This is a genomic window from Microcoleus sp. Aus8_D2, from assembly GCF_036702665.1.
Classification (GTDB): Bacteria; Cyanobacteriota; Cyanobacteriia; order Cyanobacteriales; family Microcoleaceae; genus Microcoleus.
Genome location: NZ_JAUBUN010000008.1, coordinates 1 through 8,357 on the forward strand (window position 1 = coordinate 1; position 8,357 = coordinate 8,357).

Annotated in this window: 7 protein-coding genes and 1 pseudogene; 3 read left to right on the forward strand and 5 right to left on the reverse strand. The window is 47.7% G+C overall.

Translation table 11 applies throughout. The features are described 5' to 3' along the window. From QUB64_RS08355 to speA, 3 genes and pseudogenes are all read left to right on the forward strand, one after another. Positions 1–184 (forward strand): annotated as a pseudogene (locus tag QUB64_RS08355) (hypothetical protein); the annotation flags it as partial. A 5-nt stretch (positions 185–189) separates the two neighbouring features. Next, positions 190–1,332: a helix-turn-helix domain-containing protein gene (locus tag QUB64_RS08360; protein ID WP_333268273.1), complete on the forward strand. Its 1,143-nt coding sequence runs from the start codon at positions 190–192 to the stop codon at positions 1,330–1,332. A 405-nt stretch (positions 1,333–1,737) separates the two neighbouring features. After that, a complete protein-coding gene (gene speA, locus QUB64_RS08365) occupies positions 1,738–3,747 on the forward strand; it encodes a biosynthetic arginine decarboxylase (RefSeq protein WP_333268275.1) in 2,010 nt (669 codons plus the stop codon). On the opposite strand, the gene QUB64_RS08370 is transcribed toward speA, so the two are convergent. The 5 genes from QUB64_RS08370 to QUB64_RS08390 form a co-directional block, all read right to left on the reverse strand. Further along, positions 3,744–3,947 carry a hypothetical protein gene (locus QUB64_RS08370; RefSeq protein ID WP_333268277.1) on the reverse strand — a complete coding sequence of 68 codons (204 nt, stop codon included), beginning with the start codon at positions 3,945–3,947 and terminating at the stop codon, positions 3,744–3,746. The genes speA and QUB64_RS08370 overlap by 4 nt on opposite strands. Positions 3,948–3,960: 13 nt before the next feature. Next, the gene (locus tag QUB64_RS08375) at positions 3,961–5,124 is read right to left on the reverse strand and encodes an NDP-sugar synthase (protein WP_333268279.1); all 1,164 of its coding nucleotides are present in this window, start codon (positions 5,122–5,124) and stop codon (positions 3,961–3,963) included. A gap of 443 nt (positions 5,125–5,567) precedes the next feature. Beyond that, on the reverse strand, positions 5,568–6,380 hold the full coding sequence (locus QUB64_RS08380; protein WP_333268281.1) for a segregation/condensation protein A: 813 nt from the start codon (positions 6,378–6,380) through the stop codon (positions 5,568–5,570). A 312-nt stretch (positions 6,381–6,692) separates the two neighbouring features. Beyond that, positions 6,693–7,082 (reverse strand): LapA family protein, encoded by a 390-nt coding sequence (locus tag QUB64_RS08385; RefSeq protein ID WP_333268283.1) that lies wholly within the window; start codon positions 7,080–7,082, stop codon positions 6,693–6,695. A gap of 200 nt (positions 7,083–7,282) precedes the next feature. After that, positions 7,283–8,110, reverse strand: a complete 828-nt coding sequence (locus QUB64_RS08390) for a DUF3153 domain-containing protein (protein WP_333268285.1) — start codon at positions 8,108–8,110, stop codon at positions 7,283–7,285. Positions 8,111–8,357 lie beyond the last annotated feature (247 nt).

Consider the following 8,357-nt stretch of genomic DNA (forward strand, 5'->3'; position numbering starts at 1 on the left):
CTGGGGCCTGGGGGCCGGGGGCTGGGGGCTGGGGGCAGGGGGCTTGGGGCATGGGGCATTCCCACTACCCCCCTCTCCCCCTCTCCCCTTCCCCCACTCCCCCCACTCTCCCCTAACCGACATCCGGAATCACTGCCAAGCTTTAGAAGAACTTACTCAGATACCTTCTAGCAAGAAAACATAAACATCATGGCACTGAAACCCGAGGCTTATTTTGGGGTGACAGATCACGCAACTATTGAAGTTTCTCAAGAAAGTTTTCGTTCTGTCCTCGGTCAAATAGAAGCTGAACTCCTCTGTAGCGAAACCTACAGCCAAGCTCTAGCTAGCTTGCAAACGATGTTGGGCTCCGCAGCATCTGCTGCCGAAATTTTAATTAGAGCAGTTAGCAGAGAAGCCGTCAAGCTCGCATTCGATCGATTTCCCAAACCAAACAAAACGGAAATGCAAGTCGCCCAAGAGACTTTCGCTGCTCCAAGTGACGCCGCACCCTATGTTAGAGAAGTAGAGCCGCCAGTAGCTGCTCCTGTTTTCTATTGGCGCAGCGCTACTTTGGAAGCGCCTCCCAAAACCGAGTCTGAGACTGAAAATTGCGATCGTCGAGATACTAACACTTTAGAAGAAAGCTTCCCAGCGCCCCAAGACCAAATTCAATTAGAGTCCGCTGCACCTGCAACTGTCATCGCCCCCGCAAAATCCTTCGCAGGATTCGGGTTTCTCCAAAAGGATAAAAAACTCACCAAGCAAGAAGCAGCAGCCCTGACTGTTCAACAGCGAGAAGAGTGTCTGCGGGAGTTGGGCACAGAATTGCGCAAGGGACGGCAAATTCGATCGCTATCCCTCCAGCAACTCCACAGTCAAACTCTTGTGCCGCTGCACCACATCGAAGCGATCGAAAATGGGGAAATCGAGAAACTGCCCCAAGATATTTACGTTAGAGGTTTTATCCGCAGGCTGGGCGACGCCTTGGGACTAGACGGCACCGCGATGGCGAATGCTTTGCCCAAACCCGATCCGAGCCCAATTCCCGGCACGTATTTGTCTGTTTCCGACTCCGAGTCAGCCGAAGGCTTTCAAATGAATCCGGTGCATTTGTACATCGGCTACACCGCTTTGATGGCTGGGGCTATAGGGGGTGTGGGTTGGCTGTCGCAGCAACCCGTAGTACCAGGCGCAAATGCAGTACCTCAGCCGCAGGTGAAACCGCCCGCCTCTGTTGCACCGTCTCCGAAAAGCCAAGAAAAAGCGCCTCAGCCGGGTTTGAAGAAGTCTCACAACGGGGCCATGATTATGGGGGCTGATATGGCACCGCCGGAGGTGATTTTTGGTTAGAGTGCTACACGCGATTGTGAGCGGTTGTCATTGGGAGGAACGAAGCAATCGCAGTATCTTTTGTTCGCAGGGTTTTGCCGATCGCACTGTCTTATCTAAACTGTATGGGGTGAGAGTGTGTCGGGCGATCGATCGTCCGACAACACTCTTGGCACAGATGAACTCAAAAACTGAGTTTCCGAGTTCACCTTGGGATACATCGCTTGAAGATATAAGTCGTCGAGAGCAATCGCAGTTGAAATTTTAGTTCAATCCCTCAGCTTCAAGTATGTGTGGAGTCAAATCTCAAAACTCTAAACTCAAAACTCACATCGTATCCCCAAAGTGAATTTTAAACTACATCAGGAAACCCAATATGTGCGATAAACTATCTATTTGACCAGTCATTTCGAGGTTTCCGATAAGATGAGTTCCCCAGCCACCGCTGCTTCCTCCGATATCGAGCCGCTATCGACTCAGCCACAAACAGTCACGAGTTTGACTGTATCCCACAGTGCTTTGGTAGCCGGTTCTCAACTGCCACAAAAATCTTGGACAATAGAAGATAGCGAGAAACTGTACCGAATTCAAGGTTGGGGCGAACCCTATTTTTCGATTAATGCTGCCGGTCACGTTACAGTCTCTCCCAAAGGCGATCGCGGCGGTTCCCTCGACTTGTGCGAACTGGTAGAATCGCTCAAGCAGCGAAATTTGGCTTTGCCGCTGCTGATTCGATTTTCTGATATTTTGGAAGACCGGATCGATCGCCTCAATTCCTGTTTTGCCAGAGCGATCGCCCGCTACAATTACAAAAATGTCTATCGCGGTGTCTTTCCAGTCAAATGCAACCAGCACCGGCAATTAATTCAAGATTTGGTGCGCTTCGGTCAACCCCATCACTTCGGACTGGAAGCCGGATCGAAACCAGAATTAATGATAGCTTTGGCGACCTTAAAAACCCCAGGCGCGTTGTTAATTTGCAACGGTTACAAAGACCGCGAGTACATAGAAACCGCAATTTTGGCGCAGCGGTTAGGGCAAACTTCTGTAATTGTGCTGGAGCAAATTGAGGAAGTAGAACTCGCAATCACAGCTAGCAAAGCATTAGGAATTAAACCAATTTTGGGAGTGCGAGCCAAACTAACTACCAAAGGCGTTGGCCGCTGGGGAGGTTCCACGGGCGATCGGGCAAAATTTGGCTTGACAATTCCTGAAATTATCCGCGCAGTCGGCGAACTAGAAAAAGCTGGAATGCTCGACTGTTTGCAGTTGCTGCACTTCCACATCGGCTCTCAAATTTCCTCAATTAGCGTCATCAAAGATGCCATTCGAGAAGCCAGCCACATCTATGTAGAATTAGCTAAATTGGGAGCTAACATGAACTACTTGGACGTAGGCGGCGGGCTGGGCGTTGACTACGACGGCTCTAAAACCAACTTCCACGCTTCCAAAAACTACAATATGCAAAACTACGCAAACGACGTAGTAGCGGGAGTCAAAGATGCCTGTGACGAGCGGAAAATTCCTGTCCCAATTATCATTAGCGAAAGCGGGCGGGCGATCGCATCTCACCAATCAGTGTTAGTTTTTGACGTACTCGGGACTAGCGATGTCCCCAGAGAAGTACCAGAACCAGTAGACGAAAACGCGCACCAAATTCCGCGCAATCTCTACGAAATTTACCAATCAATTACTCCCGAAAATTACCAAGAAGTCTATCACGATGCTATTCAATTCAAGGAAGAAGCAGTCAGTTTATTTAACTTAGGCTATCTGGGAATTGCGGAACGGGCGAAAACCGAACAGTTGTACTGGGCTTGCTGCGATAAAATACAGACAATCGCGCGGCAAAAAGACTATGTATCGGAAGATTTGGAAGACTTAGAAAAGGTGATGGCATCGATTTATTACATCAACTTATCTGTTTTCCAGTCAGTACCAGACAGTTGGGCTATCAACCAATTGTTTCCTATTATGCCAATTAATCGGCTTGATGAAGAACCGACTCAGCGGGGTATTTTAGCCGATCTCACCTGTGACAGCGACGGCAAAATCGACCAATTTATCGATTTGCGAGATGTGAAGTCTGTTCTGGAACTGCATACAATCAAACCCGGAGAACCTTACTATTTAGCGCTGTTTTTGGGAGGTGCTTATCAAGAAATTATGGGCAACCTTCACAACTTATTCGGCGATGCAAATACGGTTCACATTCAGCTAACGCCTTCTGGTTATCATATTGAACACGTTGTGAAAGGGGACACTATGAAAGAAGTCCTCAGCTACGTACAATACGATGCAGAAAGTTTGGTTGAAAGCATCCGCCGTCAGACAGAATCAGCTTTGCAGCAAAATAAAATTACTCTTTCCGAAGCCCAACTTTTACTGCAAAATTACGAGCGGAGTCTTAGCCAATATACTTACTTACAATCTTAGTTAAGTTGACAGTTGACAGTTGGCAGTGGGCAGTTGGCAGTGGGCAGTTGGCAGTGGGCAGTTGGCAGTTGACAGTTGACAGTTGACAGTTGACAGACCTGTTTGGCCAATGACCTGTTTGGCCAATGACCTGTTTGGCCAATGACCTGTTTGGCCAATGAGGCCCATGCCCATGCCCATGCCCATGCCCAATGCCCCATGCCCAATTCCCAATTAGTCAGCAGTGCCGAGAATGTCTGCGATCGCCAGTCGCTCTTCTCTCTGTTGAGTTGGTAAAACTTGGCGAGCGTCAGTAATCAGCCAATCGAGAGCCGCCGCTTGCAAATCGATCGCCGCCCCGGTTTTGTCAACGCAGTAGCGCCCGAACACCAGTTTGTCAACCAACCGCACCTCGGGGCCCAAACGGGAATATTCAAAAATCACGCTGTTTTCCACAGTCGCCCCGCTACACACCCAACAATTTGGGCCGATCATTGTCGGGCCGACAATTTTTGCTCCGTCTTCAACGATCGTCATCCCGCCAATGTAAACAGGCCCAGTAATATCAACCTTATCCCAGTTCACAGCTACATTCAAACCAGCGTAAATGCCGGGGCGCACTTCAATTCCCGGAATCGAAACATTTTTAATTTCGCCCAATAGCACGCTCTGAATTGCCCGCCAATAGTCAGGAACTTTGCCGATATCTACCCACTCAAAGTCCATGCTAATCCCGTAAAAAGGCGCACCTGCTGCTACTAGCGCGGGGAATAATTGCGAACCGATATCGTATTCCTCCCCGGAAGGGATGTAATTGAATATTTCCGGTTCAAAAATATAAATACCAGTGTTGATGTCGGTACTCAGAGCTTCTTCTACAGAAGGTTTTTCTTGGAAAGCTTTAATTCGGCCAGAATCGTCTGTTACCACCACTCCGTAACTGGGAACCTCATCGCGGGGAACAGATTTCATCACAATAGTAGCGATCGCACCTTTTTCCCGATGCCACTTCACAGCAGCAGTCAAGTCCAAGTCAATCAAAGCGTCGCCGCACAGCACGACAAAAGTATCGTCAAAAAACGGCGAGAAGTCCTGAATTCGCCTCATACCGCCAGCCGAACCGACGGCTTCTCCAATCAGTTCTCCGTCCTCAATTCGCCCTTCAAAAGAATAGCCAATTTGTACCCCAAACTTTTGACCGTCGCGGAAGTAGTTTTCAATTACATCAGCCAGGTGGGAAACATTGACCATAATCTGGTCAAATCCGTGCTGGCGGAGCAATTCAACCAAAAACTCCATCACTGGCTTTTGCAGGATGGGAATCATCGGTTTGGGTATTGTCTGAGTAATGGGACGGACGCGAGTGCCTTTACCGGCCGCCAGAATCATCGCTTTCATGATTAACTTCCTCAACCCTCTGTTAATTGATATCAACTCAACAATTAGATGCTAGCGGTTGCGATCGAATCGATTCGATCGCGGCACCATCCTGACCCCGCCCAAAAACGGGTATAAGCCACCGACGCGAGCATCAGGGTCGATTTCAAGATTCTAGACTCTAGTTCCTGCTCCCAGATTCACGGAGCTGCAAGTAAATCTAAAATCTAAAATCTAAAATCTAAAATCGACTGACCTGTTTATAGGCGATATCCTACCAGGCTATCAATCATTTATGCCCAATTTACCTGGATTTAACCAACCAGGAATCAGAAATCAGAAATAATCTCAAGTCCGGGTGAATGCACCTTGAACTACGATGGGGCGGGTTCGCCCGGATACCTGTCAAGAGTTCCAGAGACTGGTCAACCCGGCCCGGAACCGGATCGGATGCCCCTCCAGGCTCAAAGGGCCCGGATTTTGAGGTCTTGGTAAAACTCCTCTTGAAGCAACTCTACTTTAGACTGAGCCGACAGCAGCAGCAACGCCCAAAAAACTCCCACGCGGTCATGCTTTGGTAAATGAACTTCCTCTGTCGATAGCGGGAGTTCTGGGTGGATAGAGGGGTGCAAATCGTTGTGATGCCAGAGTTCCAGCAATTTGTCCAAGTCGAGCCACCCCTCATCAATTTCCTGCCCCCGTGCTGCCAGAAACCGATCGAGTTCATTAGCCGTTTCCACGAGATTTTCTTGGTGAGCCAGCTCAAATATAGCCTGGGCTGCTTGCGATCGCATTTTTGAAGTAGGGCGACGGCGGGGAGCAACTGTCTGCTCCATTGCTGCTTTCATAAGCTGCAACTGCTCGATCAGCTCTGGGAGAGTCACCGGGCGTTTTTGCGGTAGTTGAGCGACACCGCGACGGCGCAGTTGTCGCTCCAGATGCTGCGGCAAATGTCGCCCTCCTGAGTGCTCTGTGTCTTCGAGGGGTGCTTCGTCCAATTCGGGATTCGGCGGGGGTTCTGAGAGGACGATACTTTCAGCTTTGAGCAAAACCAGCATTGAAGCGTACAAAAACGCTTGGCCCGAGTGGGACAAATCGGAGAAATCCGAACTCTGATCGGCATCAGAGGCGTTGGTCAGCTTGCTCAAACATCGATCGAACACTTCAATGACTTTAACGTCCCAAGGATCGATTTCTCCCCGTTCTGCTAAATCAATTAAAATTGCGATCCCCTCAGAAATCGTTTCTAAACCATCTTGGTCTCTGGAAACAACCATTCGATTTTAGATTTTAGATTTTAGATTTTAGATTTACGGCTGATACACTCGCCTACAAATAAATAGGCTTGCTTCAACAGTTGACAGTTGACAGTTGGCAGTTGACAGTTTGAGAGTGACCTCTACCCTTAAGCCCGAGGATTAGAGTAATTAATAATCTGATGTTAATTTCTCCCGCTCCGGCGGGCGGGCTTTCAACCAATTATTTCTGGTTAGGTGCTGTCCGAAAAACCGTATTGGTTTCTAACCACCCGTGGGTCCAGGACTGAGATTTGAGATTTTTGCTTTTTGAGAACGAGAGAGGAACTCAATTTAATTGGCAGTCATTTCAGCAGCTTTGACCTCGGCTGCTGTTGTTCCTAAACTTGTCAGTTCTGCACTTTCTAACAAAGGTTGTTTTGCTTCTACTTCTGCTTTATAGCGTTCGAGATCTTGTTGTAATTCCTGAATTTGCTGTTCTTTTTCGCGAACTTGGCGGATTTCTTGGCGAGAGGCGAGGGTTCGCTGCATTCTCGACCACAAACTGAACAGCCACGCTAAAACAGCTCCCAATCCTGTCGCTACAATTAGTTCTACGCACAGCGGGGCTTTAACTTGGACGCCTTTAATAATTTGAACGGTGGTCGGCTGTGTATTTTCGATGCTGAACAATACTAGAGCCAAGCAAATCAGAAAGATGAAGAAGAAATTTAGCGATCGCATTTTCTCTGTTCCTAATTGTCAATTCCGGTCAAGCAAATTGTTTCCTATTTGTCAACTATCTTTTAGCAGATGCTACCTGATTGTTTGATAATATCAAATCTGGTCAATTAATCATAATATCCGGGGAGGGGCGGGTTTATGGGAACTCTGAGAGTTTATTGAAAATATTAATGAACCCGCCCTTACACAACATCTCCTTTTTAGGTTGGGCTGATGTTTTGCTGTTTTTTACCAATTCCCAGGGCTGGCAATATTTGATATTTCACAGCAATGCCCGCCGCCACAAATAAGGCAATAATCAGCGCTCCAATTCCTACGGGACTCGGAATCCAGAATGTCGCCTCCAAATAGTTAACTTCTCCGGGTTTCAGCTTCCAAACTAACTGCTTTCCCTGCTGGTAGCTTTGGGGAACCAGCGCACCGGCGACAGTAGTTGAAATATTTTCGGCACCCCAAGGCGTGTTCAAGCTAAAGTCTAGCTCCAAAAGTCCCCCCGGATTCAGCAGAGGACTGCCGTTTGAGGAAACCAGAGCCAGAGAGCGCAAATCCAATTCCAAACTTAACCGATTTCGCAGCACCAATAACAAATTATTCTGCTTGACACTCAGGTGAGATTCAAACTTGGGCAAATCGGTTTCTAGGGGACTTGCGACGCGAGATTTGGCGGTTTGTGCGATCGGATTGTAAAATTGGTTGAACTTGTCTTCTAATTCGGCTCCATTATTGAAAGGAATCGTCACTAAAACTTCTCTATCAGAAAGCCGTTTAGTTTTTCCGTCCAGCAATCTCGCCCGCTTTTCTACGCTTTTCAACCAATCTCCAACTGTTTCGCTGCTGAAGCTCGTCAACCTTTCCCCCAGTTTAATGTGCTGCACGATTGCCCCGTGAGTTTGACTGTCAAAGTTGACTCCAACATCGTACTGAACGCATCCTGTCACTAAATTTAAAATGCAAAAAACCAAAGGTAAAAGAAAGAAAAAGTGCTTTTTCTTCTTTCCAGTTCCATCCTTGACATTTTGCTCTTTCATCTTTCTTCCCCTGTGTTTTCCTATTTGCATAAATTAGCAAAGCCAGGTTTGTAGTGAGGACTTCAGTCCTTCTTGACTCAACTAGGATAAGAGGACTAAATTCCTCACTACAAACCTATTTTATAGCGGTCGATTCGTGACAGAAACAGTTTTTTTGCAAGGCCTGGTTTGTAGTGAGGACTTCAGTCCTTCTTGACTCAACTAGGATAAGAGGACTAAAGTCCTCACTACAAACCTATTTTATAGC

Excerpts from the sequence above, each read along its gene's own strand:
- QUB64_RS08360 (WP_333268273.1), top strand. The coding sequence starts at position 190 with ATGGCACTGAAACCCGAGGCTTATTTTGGGGTGACAGATCACGCAACT.
- speA (WP_333268275.1), top strand. The coding sequence starts at position 1,738 with ATGAGTTCCCCAGCCACCGCTGCTTCCTCCGATATCGAGCCGCTATCG.
- QUB64_RS08370 (WP_333268277.1), bottom strand. The coding sequence starts at position 3,947 with ATGGGGCATTGGGCATGGGCATGGGCATGGGCATGGGCCTCATTGGCC.
- QUB64_RS08375 (WP_333268279.1), bottom strand. The coding sequence starts at position 5,124 with ATGAAAGCGATGATTCTGGCGGCCGGTAAAGGCACTCGCGTCCGTCCC.
- QUB64_RS08380 (WP_333268281.1), bottom strand. The coding sequence starts at position 6,380 with ATGGTTGTTTCCAGAGACCAAGATGGTTTAGAAACGATTTCTGAGGGG.
- QUB64_RS08385 (WP_333268283.1), bottom strand. The coding sequence starts at position 7,082 with ATGCGATCGCTAAATTTCTTCTTCATCTTTCTGATTTGCTTGGCTCTA.
- QUB64_RS08390 (WP_333268285.1), bottom strand. The coding sequence starts at position 8,110 with ATGAAAGAGCAAAATGTCAAGGATGGAACTGGAAAGAAGAAAAAGCAC.